27 protein-coding genes are annotated in these 26,148 nt (G+C 40.4%); 17 read left to right on the top strand and 10 right to left on the bottom strand.

What is annotated here, in order from left to right; all coding sequences use genetic code 11:
- Nucleotides 1-47: 47 nt before the first annotated feature.
- The 3 genes from IEV27_RS07025 (at nt 48) to IEV27_RS07015 (ending at nt 3,514) form a co-directional block, all read left to right on the top strand.
- Nucleotides 48-449, top strand: a complete 402-nt coding sequence (locus tag IEV27_RS07025; protein ID WP_188376711.1) for a DUF1499 domain-containing protein — start codon at nt 48-50, stop codon at nt 447-449.
- Nucleotides 446-1,867, top strand: coding sequence for a dihydrolipoyl dehydrogenase family protein (locus IEV27_RS07020; protein WP_188376710.1), 1,422 nt, complete (start codon nt 446-448; stop codon nt 1,865-1,867). Before IEV27_RS07025 ends, IEV27_RS07020 begins: the two co-directional genes overlap by 4 nt.
- A gap of 84 nt (nt 1,868-1,951) precedes the next feature.
- A complete protein-coding gene (locus IEV27_RS07015) occupies nt 1,952-3,514 on the top strand; it encodes a GNAT family N-acetyltransferase (RefSeq protein WP_188376709.1) in 1,563 nt (520 codons plus the stop codon).
- A gap of 41 nt (nt 3,515-3,555) precedes the next feature.
- Here the strand turns inward: IEV27_RS07015 and IEV27_RS07010 are convergent, their stop codons facing one another.
- A complete protein-coding gene (locus IEV27_RS07010; protein ID WP_188376708.1) occupies nt 3,556-3,792 on the bottom strand; it encodes a YhdB family protein in 237 nt (78 codons plus the stop codon).
- Between the two features lie 149 nt (nt 3,793-3,941).
- Between IEV27_RS07010 and IEV27_RS07005 the strand changes: the two genes are divergently transcribed.
- The 8 genes from IEV27_RS07005 to IEV27_RS06970 all read left to right on the top strand — a co-directional run bounded on the left by IEV27_RS07005 (nt 3,942) and on the right by IEV27_RS06970 (nt 12,219).
- Nucleotides 3,942-4,412 carry a hypothetical protein gene (locus IEV27_RS07005; RefSeq protein WP_188376707.1) on the top strand — a complete coding sequence of 157 codons (471 nt, stop codon included), beginning with the start codon at nt 3,942-3,944 and terminating at the stop codon, nt 4,410-4,412.
- 69 nt (nt 4,413-4,481) lie between these two features.
- A complete protein-coding gene (locus IEV27_RS07000) occupies nt 4,482-5,027 on the top strand; it encodes a YhcN/YlaJ family sporulation lipoprotein (RefSeq protein ID WP_188376706.1) in 546 nt (181 codons plus the stop codon).
- Between the two features lie 199 nt (nt 5,028-5,226).
- Complete coding sequence (locus IEV27_RS06995) at nt 5,227-6,630, top strand: SpoVR family protein (protein ID WP_188376705.1); 1,404 nt, start codon at nt 5,227-5,229, stop codon at nt 6,628-6,630.
- Nucleotides 6,631-6,777: 147 nt separating this feature from the next.
- Nucleotides 6,778-7,659, top strand: a complete 882-nt coding sequence (gene dat, locus IEV27_RS06990; RefSeq protein ID WP_188376704.1) for a D-amino-acid transaminase — start codon at nt 6,778-6,780, stop codon at nt 7,657-7,659.
- A gap of 45 nt (nt 7,660-7,704) precedes the next feature.
- Nucleotides 7,705-8,139 (top strand): hypothetical protein, encoded by a 435-nt coding sequence (locus tag IEV27_RS06985; RefSeq protein ID WP_188376703.1) that lies wholly within the window; start codon nt 7,705-7,707, stop codon nt 8,137-8,139.
- 289 nt (nt 8,140-8,428) lie between these two features.
- The gene (locus IEV27_RS06980) at nt 8,429-9,433 is read left to right on the top strand and encodes a TAXI family TRAP transporter solute-binding subunit (RefSeq protein ID WP_188376702.1); all 1,005 of its coding nucleotides are present in this window, start codon (nt 8,429-8,431) and stop codon (nt 9,431-9,433) included.
- A gap of 148 nt (nt 9,434-9,581) precedes the next feature.
- On the top strand, nt 9,582-10,103 hold the full coding sequence (locus IEV27_RS06975; protein WP_188376701.1) for a DUF1850 domain-containing protein: 522 nt from the start codon (nt 9,582-9,584) through the stop codon (nt 10,101-10,103).
- Entirely contained in the window at nt 10,096-12,219 is a 2,124-nt protein-coding gene (locus IEV27_RS06970; protein ID WP_188376700.1) for a TRAP transporter permease, read from the top strand. The genes IEV27_RS06975 and IEV27_RS06970 overlap by 8 nt, the downstream gene beginning before the upstream one ends.
- A 25-nt stretch (nt 12,220-12,244) precedes the next feature.
- Here the strand turns inward: IEV27_RS06970 and IEV27_RS06965 are convergent, their stop codons facing one another.
- Nucleotides 12,245-12,880, bottom strand: a complete 636-nt coding sequence (locus IEV27_RS06965) for a YczE/YyaS/YitT family protein (protein WP_188376699.1) — start codon at nt 12,878-12,880, stop codon at nt 12,245-12,247.
- Between the two features lie 142 nt (nt 12,881-13,022).
- On the opposite strand from IEV27_RS06965, the gene IEV27_RS06960 reads away from it, so the two are divergent.
- The 3 genes from IEV27_RS06960 to IEV27_RS06950 all read left to right on the top strand — a co-directional run bounded on the left by IEV27_RS06960 (nt 13,023) and on the right by IEV27_RS06950 (nt 16,679).
- Nucleotides 13,023-13,787, top strand: coding sequence for a (S)-benzoin forming benzil reductase (locus IEV27_RS06960; RefSeq protein ID WP_188376698.1), 765 nt, complete (start codon nt 13,023-13,025; stop codon nt 13,785-13,787).
- A gap of 258 nt (nt 13,788-14,045) precedes the next feature.
- Nucleotides 14,046-15,605 carry a ribosomal protection-like ABC-F family protein gene (gene abc-f, locus IEV27_RS06955; protein WP_188376697.1) on the top strand — a complete coding sequence of 520 codons (1,560 nt, stop codon included), beginning with the start codon at nt 14,046-14,048 and terminating at the stop codon, nt 15,603-15,605.
- Between the two features lie 15 nt (nt 15,606-15,620).
- Nucleotides 15,621-16,679 (top strand): dipeptidase, encoded by a 1,059-nt coding sequence (locus tag IEV27_RS06950; RefSeq protein ID WP_188376696.1) that lies wholly within the window; start codon nt 15,621-15,623, stop codon nt 16,677-16,679.
- 357 nt (nt 16,680-17,036) lie between these two features.
- On the opposite strand, the gene IEV27_RS06945 is transcribed toward IEV27_RS06950, so the two are convergent.
- Nucleotides 17,037-17,900 (bottom strand): DMT family transporter, encoded by an 864-nt coding sequence (locus IEV27_RS06945; protein ID WP_188376695.1) that lies wholly within the window; start codon nt 17,898-17,900, stop codon nt 17,037-17,039.
- Between the two features lie 153 nt (nt 17,901-18,053).
- On the opposite strand from IEV27_RS06945, the gene IEV27_RS06940 reads away from it, so the two are divergent.
- Entirely contained in the window at nt 18,054-18,332 is a 279-nt protein-coding gene (locus tag IEV27_RS06940; protein WP_188376694.1) for a hypothetical protein, read from the top strand.
- Nucleotides 18,333-18,716: 384 nt separating this feature from the next.
- Here IEV27_RS06940 and IEV27_RS06935 read toward each other — a convergent pair whose 3' ends face one another.
- The 3 genes from IEV27_RS06935 to IEV27_RS06925 are packed head-to-tail and all read right to left on the bottom strand — an operon-like array spanning nt 18,717 to nt 21,664.
- Entirely contained in the window at nt 18,717-20,378 is a 1,662-nt protein-coding gene (locus IEV27_RS06935; protein ID WP_188376693.1) for a putative ABC transporter permease subunit, read from the bottom strand.
- Nucleotides 20,371-21,093, bottom strand: a complete 723-nt coding sequence (locus IEV27_RS06930; RefSeq protein WP_188376692.1) for an ABC transporter ATP-binding protein — start codon at nt 21,091-21,093, stop codon at nt 20,371-20,373. The genes IEV27_RS06935 and IEV27_RS06930 overlap by 8 nt, the downstream gene beginning before the upstream one ends.
- A gap of 52 nt (nt 21,094-21,145) precedes the next feature.
- A complete protein-coding gene (locus IEV27_RS06925; protein ID WP_229734865.1) occupies nt 21,146-21,664 on the bottom strand; it encodes a GNAT family N-acetyltransferase in 519 nt (172 codons plus the stop codon).
- Nucleotides 21,665-21,758: 94 nt separating this feature from the next.
- Between IEV27_RS06925 and IEV27_RS06920 the strand changes: the two genes are divergently transcribed.
- A complete protein-coding gene (locus IEV27_RS06920) occupies nt 21,759-22,310 on the top strand; it encodes a sugar O-acetyltransferase (RefSeq protein WP_188376691.1) in 552 nt (183 codons plus the stop codon).
- An 83-nt stretch (nt 22,311-22,393) separates the two neighbouring features.
- Nucleotides 22,394-23,152, top strand: coding sequence for a type I methionyl aminopeptidase (gene map / locus IEV27_RS06915; RefSeq protein ID WP_188376690.1), 759 nt, complete (start codon nt 22,394-22,396; stop codon nt 23,150-23,152).
- 387 nt (nt 23,153-23,539) lie between these two features.
- Here the strand turns inward: map and IEV27_RS06910 are convergent, their stop codons facing one another.
- The 4 genes from IEV27_RS06910 to IEV27_RS06895 form a co-directional block, all read right to left on the bottom strand.
- On the bottom strand, nt 23,540-23,740 hold the full coding sequence (locus IEV27_RS06910) for a cold-shock protein (RefSeq protein WP_079529279.1): 201 nt from the start codon (nt 23,738-23,740) through the stop codon (nt 23,540-23,542).
- Between the two features lie 258 nt (nt 23,741-23,998).
- Nucleotides 23,999-24,199: a cold-shock protein gene (locus IEV27_RS06905; protein ID WP_188376689.1), complete on the bottom strand. Its 201-nt coding sequence runs from the start codon at nt 24,197-24,199 to the stop codon at nt 23,999-24,001.
- A 158-nt stretch (nt 24,200-24,357) separates the two neighbouring features.
- Nucleotides 24,358-25,215: a hypothetical protein gene (locus IEV27_RS06900; RefSeq protein WP_188376688.1), complete on the bottom strand. Its 858-nt coding sequence runs from the start codon at nt 25,213-25,215 to the stop codon at nt 24,358-24,360.
- Between the two features lie 18 nt (nt 25,216-25,233).
- Nucleotides 25,234-26,058, bottom strand: a complete 825-nt coding sequence (locus IEV27_RS06895; RefSeq protein WP_188376687.1) for an alpha/beta fold hydrolase — start codon at nt 26,056-26,058, stop codon at nt 25,234-25,236.
- Nucleotides 26,059-26,148: the final 90 nt, after the last annotated feature.

Below are 26,148 nucleotides of genomic sequence, written 5' to 3'. Positions count from 1 at the left end.
AATAGTGAATATATAAACAGTAGTCAATGAGCTGAGGAGGAAGATGAATGTCGCAGTCATATTTAGGAGTTAAAGATGGGTGTTTAGCACCATGCCCAAAGTCACCTAATTGTGTATCAACTCAAACGGATCAAAAGGATAAACGAATGGAGCCATTGCCTTTTATCATTAATACGAAAAAAACAAAGGATGTTGTAAAAAGCATTACACAAGAAATGAAACGAGTAGAAATGCAGGATGAAGCAGAAAACTATCTCCATCTTACATTCACGTCAAAGGTGCTTAGGTTTAAGGATGACGTTGAGTTTTATTTGGATGAGGAATCTAAATTTCTACATTTCCGCTCCGCCTCTAGAATGGGGTATTCAGACCTTGGAGTTAATCGAAAGCGAATGGAGGAGTTCTCCAAAAGGTATGCACAAAAATACGAAAGTGAGGCTTCTTCATGAGTTATGACTTTCAATTAGCCGTCATCGGAGGCGGATCCGGAGGGCTTACTGTAGCAGCTGGCGCAGCTAGTTTTGGTGCTTCCGTGGCACTCATAGAGCGTAAAAGTGAGTTAGGCGGCGATTGCTTACACTATGGATGTATGCCATCTAAAGCGCTTATTCAAGCTGCGGCTGAAGTTCAAGAAACTGCGATCCATGCGAAATTGTCCAATGAGCAATATGATCAAATGTTCAATAAAGCTATGTCACGCGTTCGTGAAGCTGTTCAAGATGTTCAAACCCACGATTCTAAACAGCGATTTATTGATATGGGGATTAAAATTTATGAAGCAAGTGCTCAATTTGAAGATGATCACACGCTGAGAGTGGGAGAAGAAGTTATTACGGCTAAGCGCATTGTCATTGCTACAGGATCGTCCCCGGCTATTCCTGCAATCAGCGGTTTAGACGACGTTCCCTACTTAACGAATGAAACCATTTTTTCACTAGAGGAAAGACCGAGTTCGCTCGTCGTGATCGGCGGCGGGGTAATTGGTGTAGAGCTTGCGCAAGCCATGGCTCATTTAGGGATAAATGTTACAATTCTTGAAGGTTCTGACCACATTCTTGCGAAAGAAGATAAGGAGATTGCAGCTTTAGCTCAAGAAGAACTTGCTCATAAACTTACCGTTATTACTTATTCTCAAGTTGAACGTGTAGAGTCATCCGAAGAAGGGGTGACCGTTTATTTTGACAAGCAGGGCGGCCAGGCATCAGTGAAAGCCAGTCATTTACTCGTAGCTACCGGGAGAAAATCGAATGTGGAAAAACTACAAGTAAATCGTGCGGGAATTGAAACAGAAGATGAGGCAATTAAAGTAGATCAACGCCTTCGAACGAACAAACCTCATATCTATGCGGTAGGTGATTGTAATGGATCTATGCCTTTTACTCACGTAGCAGGTATGGAAGGAAAGATTGCCGTATCGAATGCTATATTTGGTCTCTCAAGGAAAGTGTCTTACGAAAAGGTGCCCTGGGTTGTTTATACCACACCGGAAATCTACCACCTGGGGTTAACAGAACAAGAAGCTTTCGAAGCGTATGGAGATAAGCTGCTTACGTTTAAAACCCATCTGAAGGATGCAGATCGCTTTATGGCTGAACGCAATACTACAGGGCTTATTAAAGTGATAACGACAGAAAAAGGAAAAATAATCGGCGCTCATGCATTTGGTCCAGGAGCTGGAGAGTGGATGCAAGAAGTAGGAACCATTCAAGCATTAAATAAGAAGTTTCAAACCTTATCCACGATCATTCACCCTTACCCAGCAAGAAATAACGCTTTATCACAAACCGCTGATTTGTATTGGAGAGAAAAACTATTTAATAGCAAGTGGAATCAAGTGATCCAGTGGTATGTCCAGACATTTCGTTAAACAGTTCTTTAGAAACTAGACAGTGCGACAAGAACTAAGTAGGATAAATAAGAGTTGAAGCTAGAGAAGAAAGGATTAATGAAGATGTCAAAGTTAGACTTATCTCAGTTTGAGAAAAAAATGATTGTTAGAAATACGATAGACGCTGACATTGAACAGCTTCTTCAACTGCAGAAGCTTTGTTTTCCTAACATGGAGCCATGGAAGAGAGAGCACTTGGAAAGCCATTTGCGCCATTTTCCAGAAGGTCAGTTTGTTGTGGAATATGATGATGAAATTATTGGCAGCTGTTCAAGCCTGATTGTCAATTTTGATGAATATGATGACAAGCATACGTGGGACGATATTACGGATGAAGGGTATATTACGAATCATGATCCTGATGGGTATAATTTGTACGGCATTGAGGTTATGGTGCATCCGGAATTCCGGAGAATGAAAATTGGACGTCGTTTATATGAGGCGAGAAAGGAGCTGGCTCGGGAATATAATTTAAAGAGTATTATCATTGGAGGCCGGATTCCAAACTTTCATAAATATGAAAGTGAAATGTCGCCAAGAGAATATGTAGAAGAGGTTCGTAACCAAAACATTTATGATCCTGTACTAACGTTCCAAATCATGAACGGGTTTGCAGTCATGCGGATCAACCCGAACTACTTACCGGATGATGAGCTCTCCTCAAAGTACGCTACACTAATGGAATGGAACAATATTGACTACCGGGCAAGAACGAAGCGTCATTTTAAAACGAGTCATCCTGTAAGAATCATGGTTATTCAATACATGATGAAAAATATTGATTCTTACGAAGAGTTCAGTCGACAGTGCGAATACTATGTTGATGTGGCTGCAGATTACGGAGCGGATTTCGCTGTTTTTCCTGAAATCTTTACGACCCAGCTCATGTCTTTCTTAGAAGAGAAAGTTCCATCTAAATCCGTCAGGAGGCTAGCGGAGTATACGGAGGAATATATTGAGATGTTCACCCACTTAGCCGTGAAATACAATGTGAATATTATTGGCGGCTCTCACTTTGTGGAAGAGGACGATCAGATCTATAACATTTCTTACTTGTTTAGACGTGACGGAACCATTGAGAAACAGTATAAAATACACATTACTCCAAATGAACGGACGTGGTGGGGCATCCAGCCAGGTGATGCAGTGAAAGTGTTTGACACAGATTGCGGAAAAATTGCCATACAAATTTGTTATGATATTCAATTCCCTGAACTTGCTCGTTATGCTGTTGATCAAGGGGCTAATATTATTTTTGTCCCGTTTTGTACCGACGACCGTCAAGGTTACTTGCGAGTTCGTTACTGTGCACAAGCACGGGCGGTGGAAAATCAGGTATACACCGTGATTGCAGGGACGGTTGGCAATATGACTCAAGTAGAAAATATGGATATTCAATACGCGCAATCGGCGATTTTTACACCTTCGGACTTCGAGTTTGCACGTGACGGTATTGTAGGCGAATGCAATCCAAATGTAGAAAGTGTCGTCATAGGCGATGTGGATTTAGAGATACTAAGAAGGCAAAGAAAATCAGGGACTGTGCGACAATTGCATGACCGCCGAAAAGATTTGTTCGACTTGAATTTCAATGTGAACACCGAGGTGAAACCTGAACGAACGTGATAAAAAACCACCCTTCTTTTTAGTGATGAAGGGTGGCCTGTCTATACATAATACTCTGTTTTTGTCGTCGTAGCATGGGCATGGTCAATATAGTGTAATAAGTTTTCGTGTGATACATATAGGGAAGCTTCATGGTTTGGGTAATGAAAAGCGTGAAGGAAACACTCGATTTTTTTAGCTAAAAAGTGATCGCGCGTCCTTACCATAAGGACAAGTAAATCATCCCACTGGCCCCAGATCATGTAATGTAGAGCTTTCTCATAATCGTCTGGAAACATGAAGTCACATCCTTCTAGGAAAGGAGTGTTTTTATTATCTCCTTGAAGGGTAACTTAGAAACAAGAGAGTTCTTCACAGTTATGGAAAAATCGACAACTAAAAATGAGGAATAGGACTCTAATCATAGTCAGGAAAGGATTCGTTAGGAATGGAAGGAGCATTAGGTTCAATGACGGAAAGGCAATGGATTTGGATTAACGTAGGAAACATCATAGCTTTCCTTATGTTTGTATTATTATCATTAAGTACAGAAGGTCAGCGAGCGATTGTGGTATTGACAGAGACAATCGGCGTGCTGGCTTTAGTTTTTGCTATTATAACCTTAATCTATGGGAAAGCTGAATTTAAGTGGTTCGCTGTGTGCGGCATTGCCTGCTTGGCGCCGTGGGTTGTTTTCGCTATTGGGTATGAAACAGGGATAACCGCTACAACCAATTATTATCATCTTGGGTTTATGTTATTTTACATCGTTATGATTGCTTCTATCGTTTTTCTTAAAATTAGTTTTCAAAAGCTGCACGACGAATTTAAATTAATCCCCGTATTTCTTCTATTTTTTCACGCGATTTTACTTATATACATAATGGTGATACATATTTGGTGGCTGCTTCCTTTTTAAGTGAACCAGCCGCATATTTCTTCTTTCCCTACGCATACTACGTGTAAGCACGGAAGGAGGGAAGATGAAATGAAACTAAAAGTATTTACAATCGGTTTGCTCGCTTCATTTTCGCTTGTAGCTTGTCAAGCTGAACAACAAGAATCATTAGACAACACAGGCAATTATGATGGAGTAGAAAATACACGTTTTGAGAGAACAACGGATCAGGACTACAGTGAGGCTCCTCAAAATAGGGATGAAAATGATCGAGGAATGCAGCATAATACAAACTATCAGGTAGCGGAACGTGCAGCAGATCGTATTACGAAAGATGTAGAAGGTATTGAAGATGCGTATGTATTAAAAACACGTGATAACGCATATGTTGCAGCCGTATTAGATAATGAAAACGGAGAGTCAGATGAAGTATCTGATGAAACGGAAAAACAAATTACGGATATTGTAAAAGATACGGATCAGGATATCGACAATGTGTATATCTCGACAAACCCTGATTTTGTAGACTTAACGAACAACTACGTGAATGATGCGGATGAAGGCGAACCTGTAGAAGGGTTTTTCCGTCAGTTTGGTGAAATGGTTGACCGTATTTTCCCTGATCAAGAAGATTAATTAAAAAGTCAGGCTTCTCACTGAAGAGAACCTGACTTTTTTATATTTACTCATTGAGGCATCTCGTCCGCTTAAATGACCTTGCTATTGTATAACAGAGGCTATAGTAAAAAATTCAAATGGAAAAATACTCTTTCTTTGTTCATTTAGATAGTTTTTATTCATATAGATAACTATGTAATTCAAAGGAGGGGGCAACTTGAAACCGCAAGATCAAGTTGAATTAGAAAAAGCGATTGGCGAAATCACTGAAATAGCGGACGGCTTTGGTTTAGACTTCTACCCAATGCATTACGAAATCTGCCCTGATGATATTATTTATACGTTTGGTGCTTATGGAATGCCTACAAGGTTCTCTCATTGGAGCTTTGGAAAACAATACTATAAGATGAAGCTTCAGTATGATTTAGGATTAAGTAAAATATATGAGTTAGTCATCAACTCAAATCCTTGTTATGCATTTCTGCTTAATTCAAACAGTCTGATACAGAATAAGCTGATTGTGGCTCATGTATTAGCCCACTGTGATTTCTTTAAGAATAATGCTCGTTTTCAGAATACAAAGCGAGATATGGTAGAGAGTATGGCGGCAACAGCGGAACGTATTGCAAGTTATGAGAAAAAGCATGGGAAAGAAGCAGTGGAATCATTCCTGGATGCCGTATTGGCGATTCAGGAGCATATCGATCCATCGCTTGTTCGTCCAAAATTAACTTGGCAGAAGGACGAACCAGAAGGTGAGAAGAAAAAGAGGAGAACACCTTACGATGATTTATGGAAGTTAGGAGAATCACCGGATGAACCTGTGTTTAAAAAGAGTAAAAAGTTCCCGCCTCAGCCCGAAAAGGATTTACTGCTGTTTCTCGAGCAGTTCAGCCGAGAATTAGAGGATTGGCAATGTGATATTTTGACGATGATGCGCGAGGAAATGCTTTATTTCTGGCCGCAGCTTGAGACGAAGATTATGAACGAGGGATGGGCATCTTATTGGCATGCCAGAATTATAAGGGAAATGGACTTAACAAGTGGAGAAGCGATTGATTTTGCCAAATTAAACGCAAGTGTTGTCCAACCTTCCAAAACTCAGCTCAACCCCTATTATTTAGGTTTAAAGATTTTTGAAGATATTGAAAATCGTTACAATAACCCAACGGAAGATATGATGCGGCACGGGGTAAAACCTGGCTCAGGCCGAGAAAAAATGTTTGAAGTTCGAGAGGTAGAATCTGATCAGAGCTTTATTCGTAATTACCTCACGAAGGAATTAGTAAGAGAAGAGGACTTATATCTATTTCAAAAGCAAGGCCAGAAATATAAAATTACCGATAAAGATTACGAAGCTGTTCGTGATCAGCTAGTCACGATGCGGGTGAATGGTGGATTTCCTTATATTACTGTCGAAGATGGAGATTATATGAAGAGTGGAGAGCTTTACCTCAAGCATCATTTTGAGGATGTCGAACTGGACTTGACTTATTTAGAAAAAACATTACCTTATATTTATCAGTTATGGGGCAGACCTGTTCATATGGAAACAAGAGTAGAGGATCGGGATGTGGCATTTAGTTATGGCGGAAAAAGAGTGCAGAAAAAATATTTATAAATCATAAAATGAAGGTCATCCGATTTTCGGATGGCCTTGTTTAGGTCATTCGTACCATATTCAGAATATTATATGAATAACACGACGGTTCATGGTTTTTTTGATAAACTAGGCGTTACACAGATTTAGCTTCAAGGAGGCATTAAGATGAGTGTATATGACTACATTTTGACACATACGAATTTTGTACGCAAAGATGATTTGAAGTATCCATTTGAAGAAAGAGGATTGCAATTTGGAGATGGAATATATGAAGTGATCCGAGTCTATAAAGGGCAGTATTATTTGATAGAAGAACATGTGGAAAGATTATATCGTTCGGCAGAAGCAGTGAAAATAGACATTCCTTTTACAAAGAAAGAAATGTACAGCCACTTAGATGAACTTTTGCGTAAAAACAGCATTGATACGGATGCGAAAGTTTATTTGCAAATTACCAGAGGATCAGCACCGCGTGATCATGCGTTTCCATCAAACACGACAGCTAATTTATATGCTTATGTTCAGGATTTACCACGCAAGATGGATATTATGCGTGAAGGTGTATCTACGATTACCCAGCCTGATGTTCGCTGGGACTGGTGCTATATTAAAAGCTTGAATCTGCTTCCGAACGTAATGGCTAAACAAACAGCAAGTGAAGCGGGCTGTTTTGAAGCGATTCTTCATAAAGATGGCGAAATAACAGAATGCAGCTCTTCTAATGTATATTTAGTAAGAGATGGCAAAGTATATACCCATCCAGCTAAAAAAAATATCCTTCATGGCTGTGTTCGAATGAAAGTGGAACATTTTTGTAAGGAAGAAGCCATTCCTTTTATTGAAGAAGCATTCCGCGTAGAAGACATTCAGTATGCAGATGAATTATTTCTTTCGAGTAGTACAGCAGAAGTTACTCCAATTACTAAAGTGGATGGACACCTTGTAAATGAAGGAAAGCCAGGGCCCATTACGAGAACGATTCAACAGAAATATGAACAGGATGCTAAGATTGAGGAGGCTTCCTCCATTTTCGCGCAGGAAGTTTAAGTATGGTATAATGACCCTGCTTACATTATCAGCAGGAGGGTTATCATGAAAAAGATTAACCTGGAATTAGATGAGAAACAATACCAAACGTTAGTTGAAGCCGTTTTTCTTGGCACTTGGATGGTCAATTCAACAAAATTGGAATTAGATGAAGATTTTGAAGAAATCAGAGAACTCGTGTTATCAAAGTATAAAGAAGCAGGTCTTGAGGATAAAATCAGTTATCAAGAGGCTTTTGAAGTTCATGATCTGCAAGTGGATTATGAACGACAGCTTTTTGAAAAATATGTAGATGAATACGAAGAATTCAGCTTTTGGGATATGCTGATTGAAAAGCTGTCTGAAAAGCGCTTGAAAGAAGAATATGGTGATATCAGCGTACCTTTATCTGACGAAATGATGGAACGTCGTTTACAGATAGAAGAAGAGTTAGGAAATGAACTCGAAGAACGAGGCATTACGAATTTAGAATTAAAATAACGCTTATAAACAAAGGGTGTACCAATTGAAGGGCACCCTTTGTTATTTCTTGACAATTACTTGATTGAAAATTAAGATTATTTTATACTATTTACTTATGTAACTGGTATATTCAATAATGTAGGAAAAGCTATTTTATATTTTGTAATTTTCATGTAAAATAGGGGTGTCGTCTATATGTGAACTTTCATTACATTTGTGGACGATCATTTAACTTTCAAATTGTACATAAGGACATCACGGTTTGAAGGTTGAATGTTGTCATAAAATTATTAGGGGAGGAATCATCATGTTTAGTAAGAAAAGCTTGTTAACTATTTCAATGTTGTTAGCGCTTTCTTTGATCTTGTTCGCTTGTGGCGGCGGTACATCTGATGGCGGCGGCGATGATGGCGAAGAAGGCGGAGGAGCGGATGAACAATTCATCCAAATCCTTACTGGTGGTACAGAAGGAACATACTACCCATTAGGCGGTACTTTTGCTCAAGTTATTAATGATAATGTAGAAAGTGTAGAAGAAGCTAGCGCCACATCTACAGGTGCTTCTGTTGAAAACATGAACTCCATTAGTGATGGAGACGGCGAAATTGCCTTCACTCAGACTGATATTGCATCTTATGCAGCTGAGGGTGACGTAATGTTCGATGAAGCGAATGAAGACTTCGGGGCAATTGGAACCCTTTACCCTGAAACGATTCAAATCGTCACGACACAAGACAGCGGCATCGAAACAGTTGAAGATTTAGAAGGAAAAACAGTTTCCGTAGGTGCTCCTGGATCTGGTACTTATGCAAATGCTGATAATATCCTTGAAATTCACGGTCTGAGCATTGATGATGATATTGAAGCTCGTGACTTAGATTTCGGTGATTCTACAACTGGTATTCAAGATGGAACAATTGATGCAGCTTTCATTACTTCCGGTACGCCTACAGGCGCAGTTGAGAGCTTAGCAGCTTCTGTTGACGTTAACATTGTGAGCGTTTCTGAAGAAAAAGCTCAGGAACTAATGGACGAATACAGCTACTATGCTGAAGATGAAGTACCTGAAGGCACATATGGATTAGAAGAAGCTGTACCAACTGTGGCTGTACAAGCTATGCTCGTTGCTCACAGTGATCTTAGTGAAGATTTAGTGTACGAAATTACGAAAGCTATCTTTGATAACACAGACGCGATTTCTCACGCTAAAGGCAGTGAAATCGATGCAGAGAGTGCGCTGGATGGTGTAGGTGTAGACCTTCACCCAGGTGCACAGAAATATTTCGATGAAGAAGGAATTAGTGAGGAATAAGGCTAAATAAATGAAGTCTTGCGGGGCTGTCTTAGGTTTAAGTTGCTAACTAAGTAATGAAACCTGAGAGCAGTCCCTTCTCATGTAAAGGAAGATATGTAAAAAAATTCTTGGCTTACTAAATTGATGGAGTTAAGGTGAAGCAGCTATGAGTTTTCATAGAAAGTATATCATCATGGGTATGGGCTTATTAGGGTTTCTTTTGGCTGTCGTATGGGCATTTTATCCTTACCGATCTGTGGTGGCGTTTCATCAAGTCGATCGGCAAGGGTCAAATGCCTATATGCCCATTACAGATAATGAGAACTTCAAACTTAAGTTCACTCATTCTGTTCACTTGTCTGACGTAATAGAAGAATATGAAGTCAAAAACGGGAAACTCTACCCTGTGCAAATGATTTACGAAGACACGGCAATAGGTATGCCTTCAAACGCAGATGAAGGGGAAACATTTGAAGCGAAAGACGGAAAATATTATATCTCTAATTTACAAGGTTCTCATGAATCGATTAACTTATCAGTCGGAAAAGTCCGTGCTGATCACACCATTATATATAAAAAGCAATCTTATCTCTTAAAGGATATCGTCGGTGCCGGCTCAGTGATCCGAATTGAGCCTGACCGTGTATCGAATTGGGAATTGATGAGAGGAGAGACACTTGATGAGTGAGGAAAACAAAACAATATCGACAGAAAAACAACAAGAAATCATGGAAAAATATGATCCGGATGCAGGAAGCCGGGAGTTAACGGGGTGGCTGGGCAGACTTGCATTTATAGGTCTGCTCGCATTCTCTTTATTCCAACTCTATTCATCAACGATTCATCCCCTCCCTGCACAAATTTTAAGATCTGTGCACGTTGGATTTGGACTCGTATTAATTTTCTTATTATATCCTGCAACGAAAAAGAATCGAAAACTAGGAAAGCTAGCCTGGTATGATGCGATTTTCGTTCTATTAAGTCTCGTAGTCGGAACCTATTGGTTATTCTTTTACGAAAGAATCGTGACTCAAGCCGGGTCATTAACCACCATTGACTTTTATATCGGAGTATTAGCTGTATTGCTTGTTCTTGAAGCGACACGAAGAGCTGTAGGGATTCCAATTACTGTCATTGCCATCGCATTTCTTGTGTATGCTTATTGGGGCAGACAGATGCCGGGCTTTCTTATCCATAGAGGAGTCGATATAGACAACCTTGTCCAATCGATGTTCTTTACGACAGAAGGTATTCTCGGAACACCCATTGCCGTATCTTCAACGTTTATATTCTTATTCTTACTATTTGGTGCCTTTCTTGTAAAAACAGGGGTCGGGCAGTATTTTAATGATTTAGCTGTTACGTTGGCTGGACGTCGTACAGGCGGACCGGCTAAAGTTGCTATTTTCTCCAGTGCATTACAGGGAACGATTAGCGGAAGTTCAGTAGCTAACGTAGTAACCTCGGGTGCGTTTACGATACCGATGATGAAAAAGCTGGGCTACCGTAGAGAGTTTGCCGGCGGTGTAGAAGCAGCAGCCTCTACTGGTGGTCAATTAATGCCTCCAATCATGGGTGCGGCAGCGTTCCTTATGATAGAGTTTATCGGAGTGGATTACTGGTCGATTGCCAAGGCAGCACTAATTCCTGCCATCCTGTACTTTACTGGTATCTGGATCATGACACACTTTGAAGCTAAACGGACAGGGCTAAGTGGCTTGTCGCCGGAAGAAATGCCAAACCGTAAAGAAGTATTTAAAAAGCTTTACTTATTGTTACCTATCCTTGCTATTATTCTTTTCTTAAGCAGTGGAATGAGTGTAATGCGTGCAGCGCTTTATGGGATTTTGACTACCATTGTTGTTGGCTTACTGCGTAAAGAGAAGTTCCGTAAGCTGTACATTGTTGCTTTTGGAGTTGGATTTGTAGGATATGCTATTTATGGTATGGTAACTGGTGGCTTCGATCTCGTACAAGCCTTTATTGTTGGGGGTATGGTTACCGTAGTTGTAAGCTACTTGTTTGATGGAAACCTTGTAGAATCGATTGAAGCACTTGTTGACGGGGCGAGGACAGCACTAGGTGTTGTAGCAGCTACAGCTGCTGCCGGTATTATCGTAGGTGTTGTAACGAAAACAGGGCTTGGATTGAAGTTAGCTAACAGCCTCGTATCAATAGCTAACGGTCAAATCTTATTAACGTTGTTCTTTACGATGTTAGCGGCTATTATTTTGGGGATGGGCTCTCCAACAACGGCCAACTATGTTATTACATCCACCATTGCAGCGCCTGCTGTGATTTTACTAGGCGTTCCAGATTTAGCTGCCCACTTGTTTGTGTTCTACTTTGGAATTATTGCAGACATTACGCCTCCAGTCGCATTAGCTGCTTTTGCTGCTTCAGGGGTTGCTTCCTCTGAACCGATACGAACCGGTGTGAATGCCGCCAAGCTTGCCATTGCTGCGTTTATTATTCCGTATATGTTCGTATTGGAAAATCAGCTGCTCATGATTGGTGTGGATAACGCTTTTGAGCTTGTGTGGATCTTATTTACGGCTATTTCAGGTATGATTGCTATCGGTGCCGGTCTTGTTGGTTACTGGTTCCGTAAAGTAGAATGGTATGAAAGGATTCCTGCCGTCATAGGGGGGCTGTCCTTGATTTATCCTAGTACAATGAGTGATATCATTGGAATGTCTGTATTCGTTATTCTTCTAGCACTTCAATTCCTAGTGAATAAAGATAAAATAGGTGTACCCGTGTATAAAGCAAAGCCTAAGTCTTCGAAAGAACAAGAAGCTTAAAAGAACAAAGAAAGCGTGAATCCTGTTATGAGGATTCACGCTTTTTATTTCCGGTTTCGGTCCACATATTAGCGATCGGTCGTGATAATTGATAGGCCCATTGAATAATGGGACCGAGCCCAAGGGCGACAATTAAGGTGCCAATTCCTACAGGAGCTCCCAGTAAAAAGCCGATGAGAGCCATGCCCGATTCAATAAAAATACGTGAGGTGCTTTTAGATTGCTTCGTCTTCTGGTCCAAAATCATCATAAAATGGTCCAATGGGATACGGGAAAAAGGCGTCCGTAAATAAATTGCGATTCCAATAGCCGTTGCTAGCAGTCCTAGAGTAAAAATCCCCCACTGCGAGTACCAAGCTTCATAGTTTGCATCCAATAACCATCCGTAAAGGAAATAGTCCAGACTCGTGCCCCGGACGATAATTGGCAATAATGATTCATATTGAGGTCTTTTCTTTTCTAATTTCGAGTTTACGAGTAATAAGATGACAAACGCGATGATCATGACTGTCCCTACTGTGATAGGGGTATGCATGGAAATACCTACGGCAATACTATCCCCTGGACCTACGCCTAATCCAGATCGGATGATTAAGGCAAGCCCAAGACTTGATACAATTAAACCAATTAAGTATATAATAAATAAGTATAAATATTTCATAGCGGCTCCTTCTTCGTGACGCGGAGATAATCTTTCATTATCATATATGCTCAATAGGGTGTTGTAAAGGTATACACTCGGGCCGGTGTTTTATGTATAAAAAGCCAGGGAAAAGTAGAGTAGGAAAAAGGAGGAAGAATATATGAAGTACGCAATTGTAACAGGTGATTCCAGAGGGCTGGGAGAGGCGATCGCTGGCCAATTTCTTGAAAAAGGGATTCACGTTATTGGGATATCCCGCACATATAATGAAGATCTTAAAGATCAAGCAGATGGTAAAGATGTGACGTATTCACACATCAGCTGTGATTTAAGCGATGCAGATGACTTAACTCAAGGCATTGATAAGGTCATGTACTTAGCCTTTCAAAATGACGTCGATATGGTTTACCTCGTTAATAATGCTGGAGTGATTGATCCTATAGAGACAGTAGGAAATTTAGAAACAGGGTTAGTGAATAAGCATCTCCAGATCAACCTATCTACCCCCATCCTTTTCATTAACCGATTGTTAAAAGAGGCAAATGAGCAAGGAGTAAAAGCAGGCATCGTTAACATTACGTCTGGTGCTGCTGAAAAGACGGTCCATGGCTGGAGTGTGTACAGCAGTGGAAAAGCAGCGATTAATCAATTTACCGCTACTACTGCTATGGAACAAGAGAAAGCGGGAAAAGACCACACCATTATCGCCTATAGCCCCGGGGTAGTTGATACAGAAATGCAGGGAGAAATCCGCGCCGCAGCTGAATCAGCTTTTGCTGATGTTGACAAATTTAAGAAACTAAAAGAAGAGGGACAGCTGCGTCCCCCTCAAGAGGTAGCTCGTGTATTGATGGATGTTTTGTTTAATAATGAATCCATCGAAAATGGTAAAGTGTACAAGCTGTATGACCTGATAAATAAATAATTTTGTAAAAAAAGTTGTGATCCTCCATTGGTCAGCATATAATAAAGGTATTGAAATGGAAGGGACTGACGTTTAAAGCAATGAAGTACTAATCCTTATGTTTATACGAGATATGTTTATAAAACACTCGTTTCAGAACAAGGGATTAGTCTGCCATTTTAAAGAATGCCATTGCTTCAGCATACCTACAAGTATGTTGTCTTTGCCTTCAAACGGTTTGATTAATCCTCTCTGGAACGAACAGGGAGGATTTTTATTATGCAAAAATTGAAAGCGAGTAATATTCATTATGAGATTGGAGACCGTACGCTTCTGAATATCGATGAACTTGTGGTTCATCATGGCGACCGAATTGGATTAGTCGGTAAAAATGGCCAAGGGAAAACGATGCTTTTTCAATATCTCATGAACGAACTCTTAGATACAGCTAATGTAAAGGTCAGCGGCACAGTAGAATGGCTTAAACAGTTAAATGATGAAGAACACGTGATAGGGAGCGGGGGAGAGATTACTCAACAAAAAATTAATAGAGCATTTCTTGCTGATCCGGATGTGCTCCTTTTGGATGAGCCGACGAATAATCTAGATATCAAACACATTCAAGAAGTAGAAGAAAGACTAAAGTCATTTGACGGGGCGTATATCGTCATTAGCCACGATCGTGACTTACTTGAGCATGTATGTGATCAAATTTGGGAACTTCAAGGTGGAAAACTGCATTACTATCGTGGGAGCTATTCGTTTTATGAACAGCAAAAAGAAATAGAGAAGCAACAGCAGATCGAAGAGTATGAAAAGTATCAGAAAGAGAAGAATCGTCTTCAGGAAACCATTCGCAGCAAACAAGACCAAGCAGGGAAAATGAGAAAGCCGCCTAGTCGCATGAGTAACTCAGAGTGGCAATTAGGTAAAAATAAAGCAGCCGCCAAACAAAAGAAAGTGCAGCGGGTAGGAAAAACATTGGAAAGAAAGTTGGAACGCCTCTCGAAAGTAGAGAAACCTTTTGAGCAAAATCAATTAAAAATGAGTTTTAACCAGGTGGAGCCGATTCATCATAAATATGTAATGGACGCAGAGCAAGTTGAAAAGAAAGGCTTATATCGTATCCCTCGTCTACAGTTGAAATCCGCTTCTAAAACTGCCTTATTAGGACCCAACGGATGTGGGAAAACTACTCTGTTTGAGCAGATCTTAAAGCGTAAAGAGGCTTGGAAAGAAAATGCTAAGATCGGTATTTTTCAGCAAAACTTAACGAAGCTTCCTGATGATCAGACGATTTATGAATACGTGAGTGAGGACAGTGTACTGCTAGAGGCTGGCATTCGAACCGTTTTAGCACGTCTTCATTTTTACAGGAATGATGTATTCAAGAAGGTTGGCCTTTTAAGTGGAGGAGAAAAGGTGAAAGCAGCTCTCGCAAAATTACTCGTTGGTGATTATAATGTTCTCCTTTTAGATGAACCGAATAATCATCTCGACGTGGAGGCGCGAAAAGCCTTAGAGTCATTAATACAAGATTATCCCGGTACGGTGTTATATGTCACTCATGATCGACGCTTTATTAAAGAGACAGCGAATCAACTGTGGGTGATGGAGGATGAGACGGTGAAAACATATGATGGAACGTATGATGAATGGGAGATGGAAAGAAATAAACCTGCTTCTGTCAGTGAGGAAGGGTATGACACGATGGCACTTGAAACGAAGCTTACTGAGTTAATCAGCCGACTGAGCATGCCGTCCCCCCATGAAGATCTTCAATTATTAGAGGAGGAATATGAAGAAACGTTGAAGAAGTTAAACAAGAGACGAATATAGAAGGAGAGAATTTAATTGTCTGTACCAGTATTTGATGGGCACAATGATACGCTGCTAAACTTGTACATGAATCACGAAGCTTCGGCCGAACACTTTTTCCAAGAGGTAAAAGGAGGACACATCGATTATTCCAGAGCTCAAAAAGCTGGACTGAGGGCTGGTTTTTTTGCTGTTTTTCCACCTCCATATGCTAGTTTATCCGTCCCTAATCCAGAAGATTATTTAACGAAAGAAGGGTATGATGTCCCACTGCCGGAGAAAGTCGATTCTGAGGCGTGTAAGCGGGTAACGGATCATATGATTGACCTCTTATACCGAGTGGAAGCCTCTTCGAAACAAAAGGTTCAGGTGGTTACCAATTTTAAGAGCTTACGTGAGACCTTTGAACATAACCAATTGGCCGCTGTCCTCCATTTTGAAGGGGCTGAAGCGATTGATCCTGATTTAAGCAATCTAGAGGATTATTATCAAAAAGGTTTACGTTCTCTTGGACTCGTATGGAGTCGTCCAAACGCATTCGCTCAAGGGGTCCCTTATCGTTATCCTTCAACAGGCGATATCGGTCCGGGACTGACGAAAGCAGGTAAAGCTCTCGTCAAGAAGTGTAACGAGCTTGGAATCATGCTTGATACCTCGCATTTGAATGAAAAAGGGTATTGGGACGTAGTGAGTGTTTCTGACGATCCTATCGTAGCTACTCATTCGAATGCCTATGCCCTTTGTCCGATCTCAAGAAATCTCACCGACGAGCAGCTAAATGCAATTAGAGCATCTAAAGGAGTCGTGGGAGTGACTTACAGTGTAAATATGCTTCGAAGCGATGGAAAAATGAATCGCGATACACCTCTTCAAGAAATTGTACGTCACATCCGTTATATCGCGGATTTAATAGGAGTGGAGCATGTAGCCCTGGGCTCAGATTTTGACGGAACGACCTTACCTAATGAATTGAAAGATGTAACCGGAGTGCCAAAAGTCGTAGATGTTTTACGGGAGGAAGGATTTACTGATGAGGAGGTTCATAAGATTGCTTCTCAAAATTGGTTGAGAGTATTAAAAGAGACGTGGAAATAAGGGCACCAGATACTGAATTTCTTCAACTTGTAGAGAACCCTTAAAGAGTGTAAAATTCCTGGCGTTAGAGAGAGTAAAGGGTTTTAGGAAACGACTCCCTTTCCGCGGGCGAATTGTGTGCCTCCTCGGGCTTTATCAGCCCTCCGGGGTCACACCTTATTCCCATTTCCCGCAGGAGTCTCGCCGTTTCCTCAAACCCTTTTACTAAATAGATCACTGGCAAAGTCATTTACTCAAGCTGGGCCCTTATGAAAGCAGCTTTTGCAAAAGGGCATTCACATTATGAAGGTGTTCCTTTCTCCACCCTTCTTAGCTTTTTCGACAGCCTGGTGAAATTCGGTACCTGGTATCACTACTTTAAACGGCGGGCTTAGCTTCTTTATTATTACGTAAAAACATGTAAAGAGAAGCGCCGAAAATAGTGAAATACCCTACTATACTTAACCAGTCAGGAACTTGCCCGAATAAAATGATGCTAATAAGTGCAGAGTAAACGACGGTGGAGTAGAAAAAGATGGATATCTCTCTAGCGGGAGCAAATTTATAAGCAATGGTCAAGCCGAACTGGCCAATTGTTGCAAACCCTCCAGCAGACAGCAGGTAAATCCATTGTTCCGTTGACATAGGTTCATAATAGGCAATCGTAAAAGGGGTTAGGGAGATTGTCGTGAAAAAGGAGAAATAAAATACAACCGTATAGAACTTCTCTTTATCTCCTAACACTCTTAATAACGTATAGGCACCCGCAGCGAATACGGCAGAAAAGATTCCTGCTAAATAGGGGATAAATTCTACCGAGAACTGCGGTTTAATAATGAGCAGTGTGCCAATGAAGGCAATAACAATGGAAACCACTTGATACGTTCGTGCTTTCTCTTTTAAAAAGATCGCCGAAAAAATAATTAATAAAAATGGACTTAGTTTATTCAGCATATCAGCATCAGAGAGAACGAGATGGTCAATGGCATAGAAAAAGAGGACCATTCCTATCGTACCCAGGGCTGAACGTGATAAGAGCAGGACTTGGTTTTCTTTTTTCCCAAAAAGACGTTCTTTATGGTAGATCACTAATCCAAAGGCGATAACCGCCGAAACAGCATTTCGGAATAACGTCTTTTGGACAGTGGGCACATCACCTGAAAGTTTGACGAAAGCCGCCATCATGGCGAAGCCAAATGCTGAGATAAGTAGTAGTATGATTCCTTTATTTCGGTTGCTCATGCTTAGGATCCTCCATTAATCTTAGCTTTTACAAAAACACCTTTACTATCCTAATACATTCCCAAGTCGATTGAAAGGAAAAGGCACAAGTTTTGACACAGGAGGATGTTATCGCTACCCTTAAAGAAAATGATGGGGAAGGAGGCGCATAAAATGATCTGTTCTCAGCCGATCGTCTGGGTGGTTCGAGAAATCAAACAAAACCAGCAGCATTTCATAGAAGAGGAATCATCGATCGACTTATACCATGATCAAGTAGTTACACCGTTTGAACAATTCCCTATTAAAGATATTCACGATGCGTCGTACCGCCCCTTATCCGGACGTTTAGGATTCTTTTATTTACACACTATTCGAGGCGTTTTTTCATATAAAGTTAAAGAATCACCTGAAAAATGGATTGCAGAATATAAAAAAGTGCAAATAAAATAAGGACGGGACAAAACCGAATAAAGCAAAAATCATCCGAACGATTCTATTGAAATCAGTTCGGATGATTTTTATTACATCGAATGTAAGCCGCTCCGTCAAAATATATCCTAGGGACAGGCACAGATGACGTGAAAAAGAATTTCTTCCACTTAGCAACGGTGAGCTGGGTGAAGGAGAGTCTTTTTCTGTCTTAAAGAAATTCCAAGGAGCGAGGCCCCTTCCACTCCTGCGGAAGAACGAGTGAGCCGAGATCGCCGAGCATGGTTTTCGCGAGGAAGCTCTGGCTCTCGTACGCGGAAAGGGAAGGGGCCTTCGAGCCTGGCGGCGAGAAAAAAGCTTGCGGAAGCACATGGTTCCTCAACAAGCTGTTTAGATTTCTCTTTTTTATGAGGCTATGGAATAAAAGTGATTGTGAATCATCTTTTTTAAAATGAGATGACTGACAAATGTAAACACAGCGAGCAGGACCGCTAACACAATAGTTGTAGCCCAAAGACCGGTAATAAACGCCGACTTCCATAGAATTAAAATCATGCTGCCAAAGAGAACGACTTCTATCACTAATGCCAAAATTCCAATCATGCGCCCCTTAAAGATTTCACGCTCATCAGTCCATTTAAGGTTCGGCATATATAAGTCAAGCGAGGTGCCCACGACACTTGTCACCCAATTTGTAATCAACGACAATACAAGCCATACGCTTACTATGACAGCAGGAATGTTTATAAAGGCAAGTGCGATTACACTGATTACAAGTAAAGTAACAAGGTTGATTGTGAAAGCAGCAAGCACTTTACTCGAAATCACCGTTTTGGGTTGAAGCGGCATATATAAATGATTAAACCAGCTCTTTCCATCCCGAGAAACAGATGAAATGGATGCAGGATTGATTCCTAGAGCAAATACAGTAAAACCAAGCATAGCCAGCACGATATATTTTTCATCTGTACCTTCAAGCATTGGCTCTATACTAGCCGCTGAGAGGCTGCTATTACCTGTATCAAACACAACAATTACGATAAACAACACAGGGAAAACGAGAGATTGGACAATGATTTGAGTGAAGAAAGTCGGTGTCCGCAGCATAATTTTCATTTCTTTCATCCAGCTCATGTACAGCACGTTCTTTTGCTTGATGTGCTTCGTCACTTTCTTTTCATTTAAGTGGTTTTTAGATCCAGCCGATAAACCGAGCACCCCTTTAAAATAGAGCTTTTGCCCAGCCGTAAGGTAAATGAAAAAAATGCCAAAGGTCATTAAAAATAAGAGTACTAAATAGAAGAAACCAAGTAATGTACCCGGCTGGGTTAAGCTGATTGAGCTTAAGTACGCAGAGGGAAAGAAAGCTGTAACAAGTTCTAACAATGCATTCTGCTCCATAAACAGTTGACCAAGATCTTCACCAAGTTGATTAGAACCTGAATCTAATCGCAATATGATATTCAATCCGATAATAAAAGCGAACGTGAGTAATCCTGCCACTATTTTTATTCGATCTTTATTCTTCGAAAGGTTAAGAAATCGCATAAGGTACATAATGACGATCGCGGTCAAGACAAAAGGAAGGAGAGGCGTAACGAGCCAAATTAGAATAGCGTACATGTAATAGAGTACGCCGGCGTCACTGTATCCTCCATAAATAAGTAACGCTGGAGCCAGGATTGCTGCATTCGTTACGTAAAGCGTTAAAAACGGGGCAGCAGATTTACCAAGCATAATTTGATAAGGTTGGTAAGGTAATGAAATAAAAGCTTCAATATCATCAGCAAAATAAAACGAGCTGATAATTGAACCTAGACTGATGAAAATAAAAAGACAAAACATAGAAATGAACAGAATCCCAAGAATAAAGCTTTCATTGTTTAAGGGAGCAAGTACCTCATAAAGACCCCCTATAATGCCATCCATCGCATAAAAGATAAATAAAGAAAAAGGAATCGCAAAGATAAGCAGAAACAGATAGCCTATTTTTTCACCTGAGCTCTTGCCTGCCATGGAAAACTGCATTTTCAACATTAAGCGAATTAAGCGCCATGTTTTATTCATGCTGCGTCAACTCCAAGAAAACCTTTTCTAAGTTTTCATCATCTTTAAATTGACGTTTCATCTCTGCCATATCACCTAAGAATTCAAGTTGCCCGTTATTAATAATGGCCACTTCGTCACATAGCTGTTCAACCACTTCAAGAACGTGGGTGGAGAAAAATACGGTTTTTCCTTTTTTAGCGTGTTCACGCATCATTTCTTTTAACGTAAAGGAGGATTTAGGATCAAGCCCAGTTAACGGTTCATCAAGAATCCACACCTCCGGGTCGTGCAGCAAGACACCGCATACGACAATTTTTTGCCTCATGCCATGTGAGTATGTAAGGATGTGATCGTTTAAAGCATCTTGAATACCGAAGCTCCTCGTTAAATCGTTAATTTTTTCTTTTCTTATTTCTGTAGGCACGTGATAAACATCGGCAATATAATTTAAGTATTCGATTCCTTTCAAACGTAAAAATACGTCAGAGCGGTCTGGCACGTACCCTATTTTTTGTTTCGTTTCTAATGGCTGTTTAGCCATATCACTACCGTTGATGGTAATCCTTCCTTGATCAATAGGTAAAATACCGGTCATCATTTTAATGGTCGTTGACTTGCCAGCTCCGTTTGGGCCTAGGAAACCAAAAATTTTGCCGTCATTTACTTGCAGCGTTAAATCACGTACGGCCACTTTACCAGGAAATTGCTTCGTTATATTCTCAATATCAATCATAAAGATGCCCCCCCTTGTTCTCTTATCTATACGACTAAAAAGTAAAAATGTTTCAGCCTTCGGGGGAAGAAATGAAATATTCCATCCAGTACTCATCTAAATAGCGGTCTTGAAGTTTAATCGCATGGTGCTCTGTTCCAAATACTTTAAATCCAGCTTTTTCATATAATCGAACGGCTGGCTTATTATCTGTTACAACTGCAATCTGAATGAGCTCTATTTCTAAAGAAGCGGCTTGTTGAATGATTTCCTCGATGAGTAAATTTGCCGTTCCACTGCGACGGTGAGAGGCTGTTACGTATACGCCGACAATTGACCCTTTATGAAGGTATTTAGGGTGTGAGCCCTGAATCAGTGTAGCTACACCTATTAGCTGCTCTCCATCAAAAGCACCGACTGTCTTCGTTTGAGAGCTGTCTAATCGTTCAGCTGTTGAATCTATTGGATTGGGTCTTTGTTTTTCTTGTTCATAGGTCGTAATAAAAGCATCGGGATTGGTTAATAAGGCTTCAAGTCTCAACTCACGATAGGCTTTGGCATCTTTGCCTGTTAGTTTTTTTATGTTCATCATATCATCCTCTCCTAATTGTTCTAAGATTAGCGAATCAATGTGATAAAGTAAAGGAAGAATATTTAAAATTAATATGAATTAAGGGGAATGTCAAATGACAGAAAAAGAAAAGATGATAGCAGGTGAGCTTTATAAGTCTTGGGATGAAGAGTTAGTTTATGAACGACAAAGAGCAAGACAGCTTTTACATGAATATAATCATTCAAAGGTGACGGAAGGTCATTACCAAAGGCAGATTCTTCAAGATTTATTTGGTTCAAGTGGGGAAGGGGCCTATGTAGAACCGATGTTTCAATGTGATTATGGCTATAATATTCATGTTGGCGATCACTTTTTTGCTAATTTCAATTGTGTATTTCTAGATGTATGTCCGATTACGATTGGAGATCGAGTTATGTTTGGGCCGAATGCTCAAGTGTATACGGCTACTCATCCTTTAAGTAAAGAGGAACGAGCAACTGGTCTTGAATACGCTAAGCCGATAACGATCGGTGATGATGTGTGGGTAGGAGGCAGTGCTGTCATTAACCCGGGGGTAAAAATCGGAGATGGTGCCGTCATTGGTGCAGGGGCTGTCGTTACAAAAAAAGTGCCTTCCAATGTGTTTGTTGGAGGGAACCCAGCCAGGGTAATTAAAGAGATTTAAGGTGGCGGACTAGTCGTGAGTCGTATTTTTCGTTATGATACTAGATGGCAGAAGCATTTAGATAGTAAAGAGAGGGATCGGGAATGATTAAAAGAAAGAGTAAGCGAGAAATAGAACTTATGCATGAAGCAGGGAAGCTGCTTGCGAATGTTCATAAAGAACTGCGTCACTTTATTAAGCCGGGTGTTACGACACTGGAAGTAGAGAACTTCGTAGAAAACTACTTAGCCAAACACGGAGCGACTGGTGAACAAAAAGGTTATCAAGGCTACGAATTTACAACGTGCGCTTCGATTAACGATGAAATATGCCACGGATTCCCACGTGATGAGAAGTTGAACAAAGGGGATATCGTAACGATTGATATGGTGGTTAATTTAAACGGCGCGTTAGCAGATTCGGCCTGGACTCATGCTGTAGGCGAAATTAGTGAAGAGGCGCAGAATTTGTTAGATGTTACAAAGACGGCTTTATATAAAGCCATTGAGCAAGCGCAGGTAGGCAACCGTATTGGTGATCTCGGCCATGCCATTCAATCCTATGCTGAAGGAGAAGGTTATTCAGTCGTACGTGACTTTACCGGCCATGGCATTGGAGAAACGATTCATGAGGATCCGTATATTCCTCATTTCGGTCAAGCGGGTAAAGGAACGCGGTTGAAAGAGGGGATGGTGATCACCATCGAGCCTATGATTAATATCGGAACATACGCTAATAAAATGGACGAAAATAATTGGACGGCACGAACGTTGGATGGTTCATTGTCAGCTCAATATGAACATACCATTGCGATTACGAAAGATGGACCACTTATTTTGACTGAGCAGGACGAACAAGAATAATAAACCAGCCCGGGACAAAACTGAATAAGGCATAATATAATCCGAATGATTCTATTGAAATCAGTTCGGATTATTTATGTTAATGAGGCTTCACACCATCGCTCCGTCAAAATCTTTCGCTTTCCTTGGGCGCGGCCTCAGATTCCTCTCGCACCGGGTACCAGGTACCGAAATTCACACTTGGCACTTCGCTCTTTTACAGCTTTTCGGTACCTGGTACCCTTATGCTCCCTCGCTGCAATAGAGTTGCTCCACTGTTGGGGTATTTTGACTACGCTAGTGATCTGCTTTTATACAAAAGGTCGTTTTTTGACATTCCAGCTTTACTTATGTTCCAGCCTCGCAAAAATAATAAAAAAGCTCCCATAAAGGGAGCTTTTTTTTATATTATGCTTTTTGAACGTTAGCAGCTTGAGGTCCGCGTTGACCTTCTTGAATTTCGAAGTTTACTACTTGTCCTTCTTCAAGAGATTTGAACCCTTCTTCTTGAATAGCTGAGAAGTGAACGAATACATCGTCTTGACCTTCAACTTCGATGAAACCGAAACCTTTTTCTGCGTTAAACCATTTAACTGTACCTTCTACCATGTAGAATACCTCCTGCGTGGAACTCTCTCCACAATGTATTACTATTCTTGCTCTTCACACAATCAAGACGAAAATTACTATGAAGCAATTTCTTTGAATCGTATCCGAACAACAATAACTATAAATAGTATAACAAATTAATCATTTAAATGATACTATTTAAGAAATAAATTTTACGTAAGTGCCTATTTTTTTATGATAAGATCTGTTTTAGGCTCAATAATTAATAAAAAAACTCCCATTAAGGGAGTTTTTTATTTATGCTTTTTGAACGTTAGCAGCTTGAGGTCCGCGTTGACCTTCTTGAATTTCAAAGCTAACTGCTTGTCCTTCTTCTAGAGATTTGAATCCTTCTTCTTGAATAGCAGAGAAGTGAACGAATACATCGTCTTGACCTTCAACCTCGATGAAACCGAAACCTTTTTCTGCGTTAAACCATTTAACTGTACCTTCTACCATGTAGAATACCTCCTGCGTGGAACTTTGCTCCACATTGTATTACTATTCTTGCTCTGATATTCAATCAAGACGAACTCACTATTACGTTTCCTTCTCTGTTATGAATCGAACAACAATAATTAATACAAGTATAACAGGTTGTGAGGGAAATGCAACCCCTATTCCTGAGATTGAATATATTTTGATTCTTCCATAACCTGATAAAGGGATTTTTCAATGAGCGTAATGACACGTTCTTCAGGGATAAGGAGCAGCTCTGGTAAGGTATATCCTCTCCTTAATAAGTGTTCAACAACACACCAGCCGACGAATCCAGCTTCATTCTGATAACCAGATGCTCCTGTTCCTTTTGTAAAAGAATAGATGGCTTTATAGTCCGACCGCCGTAAATGAGGAAAGATATTCATCATGATTCGTGTAGGTTCAAGCTGGCACTTTGACATCCAAGGATAGAGACTTGTTCGACTGGTATCAGAGGCTGCTACAAGGTTTGCCGTATGTAGAGCCAGCCCTTCAAGAAAGATAACAAAAGCAATATTGACTAATTGTGATGGGTGTATTTTTGATTGGTTAAGATAAACAGCTTTTACGAGCTCATTCACGAAATAGATGGGTCTCCACTCTTTTTCGATAGGAAAATAGAGAGTATAAGATTCGTTGTCTTCTTTCTCAATAAATGGATCGGTATCAAAGTCACCGATAAAGAAAACAACGTTTAAGTGCATAGGTTCAAAGGTGCGAAGCTGTTCTCGAATACAGGATACATAGTGGTAAATCGCCTCTTCATCAGGCTCGAAATCCCTAATATGGCAAAGTGCTTCTTCATACTTGGGAAAAGCTTGGATTAACATCTCTTTAGCTAACTGTTCCCTCTGCTCTTCTTTTCGAAAAGGGTTGAAGCCATAATGTTGTTTCCAAATATAAAACCGTTCCTCTGGGTCGGCATTTAAATTTGAAGCTTGTTCATAAAATGTAAGAAATTCATTTTTATAATGAGAAATCTTGATGGCGTCCACATTTATCCCCCTTATCCTTTATTGAGTTATGAAATCAAGGCGTTTTCTCCACACATTAGCCGCATTTTCTCCAATCCAAATGAGATGGCTGTCGGATTTAACCTCATAGATCTCGCAGTTTGGTACCGTGGATTGCAGCAATACAGCATTAGAATAATCAACGCTGCGGTCCTTTTGGGTGTACATACCTAAGACAGGAGCTTTAATTTGACTCATATTCGCGGCGTTATGGGTGATGTCTAACAAGAAGCCTTTTCCTGATTGAGACGACCACAACATATCATAGATGAAGCGACGGTCATTGGGAGAAAGTTTGTTTAAGTAATCTTCTACAGGGTCTGTCGTTAACGAGCTCATTACTTGTTTAATCGCTAAGTTAGGAGAGACTTTGAGCAAAGTTCTGATGCCTTTCCAAACAGCTTTTTCCCCTCTGCCAAAAAGGAAGCGTGCCTGCGTCAAGGTTTTATTGTCCCAGGGACTAAGCAAGGCAGCTTCCATGATTAATTTGTTTACTCTTTGGTGATGGTTAGCTGCTAAAGCGACGCCTGTAGGACCAGCGGCAGAAATAGCAATAACGGTAACTTGGTCAATTTTTAAATGGTCAAGTACTTCAATAATGGTATTAGCAAACTCTTCAGGTGTACGTCCTGTTGATACTTCTGTGCAATCATAACCGGGACGTGAAATGGTTAGTAAAGAATACCCTTCGTAAACTAAGCTATTGTGTGACAAGTCGGTATCTCTTGTGCAATGACCTCCTTTAAGAAGCAGAAGGACGGGCCCATCGCCAATATAAGAATACTCGACCAATCCTTTTGAAGTATCAAACAATGTTGATGCCACACTGTTCACCCTTTCTATCTTTTTCCTTATCCTAAATATAAGCTATAATAAGAGAAATTGAAACATCAGATGATTCTGAAAAAAGGGGTG

The organism is Halobacillus andaensis (genome assembly GCF_014636475.1).
GTDB lineage: Bacteria > Bacillota > Bacilli > Bacillales > Halobacillaceae > Halobacillus_A > Halobacillus_A andaensis.
Note: the sequence above shows the minus strand (reverse complement) of the source record. Positions and strands in the feature narration are given on the sequence as shown.